We start from the raw sequence: 1764 nt of genomic DNA, 5'->3' as shown, positions 1-1764 counted from the left end.
GATGCCGTCGGGCAAGGTTTTGACTAACAGCCGTCCTTCCGCATCCCGCTCGTACCCGGTAACCAGCTGCGAGCCGTCATCGCCGAATTCGGTTTTCTCCAGCAGATGGCCGTTGAGGTCGTAGACGTAGGCGGTGCGGCGGCCGTCGAAACCGGTTTCCTGTCGGATCAAGCCGTTGGGTGTGTAGTCCAGCCGATAGTGTTCGCCGGATTCGTTTTCGATTTCCGTGAGCAGCAGCTGCGCATTGTCATAGCGGTACTGGAGCTGGGTGCCGTCGGGATTGATCCGGCGGCTGRCCAGATGCAGATCGTCGACGTATTCGTAGCGGGTGACGCGACCCAGTTCATCGCGTTCGGCGGTGATCTTGCCGTAGGCGTTGTAACTGAACGCCCGGGTGGCCCCGGTCGGCAATGTCGCCTGGACCAGTCGGCCGACGGCATCCCATTGATACTGGGTGAGCGCACCGTGTTCGTCCTGACGAGTCGTCTGCCGTCCCAGCGCATCATAGGAAAACGTTCGCTGCCCACCATCTGTTAGTGTTTCCTCAAGCAACTGACCCAAGGCATTCCAGACAAAGACATGCCGACTGGTGTCCGGGTAGCGGACCGACAGCAACCGGCCCTGAGGGTCGTAGTGGTAATGGGTGACCTGACCGTCGGGATCGGTCGCCTCGGTGACATCACCCTGAGCATTGCGCTGGTATTTCCACACCGCCTGACCGCGATAGCGCGCATGCAGGAAACCGTTGCGATACTCGTAGGCCGTCGGTTCGTCTTGCGGTGGAATCAGCGCCACCAAGCGTCCGACGTCGTCGTAACGGTATTCGGTGACAGCGCSGAGCGGATCCTGCTCGGCAATCAATCGACCCTGCTCGTCRTAGGCCTTGAGCTGTTCGCCGCCATCCAGCCCAACCCGGCGCACCAGCCGCGCCCGGTCGTCRTGGACGTAAACCTCTTCGCTGCCRTCGATGTTCCGGACGGTGACGCKGCCCTGGTCATCCCAGACATAGCGCGTGTCCATCTGCGCAAACGACGCCCAGTGGCGAATACATCTGGCCGCCTTACCAGACCGTTCCCACTCCCAGAAGAAACTCGCGCCACCGGCCAGTTGCCGCTGCAAAATTACGTGCTGGTCGTCGTAGTCGTAACGCTCGCTTTCCCCGGCGGCGTTGCTCGCTTCGATCAGTTGATCGCGTTCGTCGTAGTGGTAACTGACCAAGGTTTGTTCGGTGTGCCAGGCCTCGGCRAGGRTCTGGGCCTGGCGAAAACTTTGGTAGTCGACAGCGATCAGGTGGGCACGGTCGTAGCGCAACAGCAAGGCACGACCGGCWCCGTTGTCGAGGCGCTGGATGCGTTCCTGACGGTCGCGGGTGATGCGCAGGCGGTTGTCGTAGGCGTCGCTGATCGCGGTCAGCCGGCCGTGGTGAAAGTGGTAGAACCGCGTGTCGCCGCCGGCCTGGGCGAGGATCAGTTCTTCGGGGGCATCGCCGAGGTAAATCGCCGCACGCGACAGGCTGTTGTGGATCGCCGGGCGTTCGCTGCTCGGTAATGGAAACGTGGTGCGGCGGTTTTCGTGGTCGATCCAGATGACCTGGTCGCCGTCGATTTCCAGCCGATGGGCGAGCGAATGGCTCCAGCCAAAGCCGAGGCCGCAGTCGATCTCGGCGGCGCTGGTGCGATAGAGTCGGGTGAAGTCGAACGGCAGGATGCCGTCCAGCGCACCGTCGGTGAGGGTCAGCAGTTCTTCGCCGGTGACCATCGACAC

The 1764-nt window shown here is 62.2% G+C and carries 1 protein-coding gene; it reads right to left on the bottom strand.

Annotated features, from left to right (window positions below; all coding sequences use genetic code 11):
* The coding region (locus AC1DLB_RS29190; protein WP_477786205.1) for a DUF6531 domain-containing protein at nt 1–1764 on the bottom strand (1764 nt) is incomplete at both ends.

This window comes from Pseudomonas sp. 05N434 (assembly GCF_056396965.1).
Note: the sequence above shows the minus strand (reverse complement) of the source record. Positions and strands in the feature narration are given on the sequence as shown.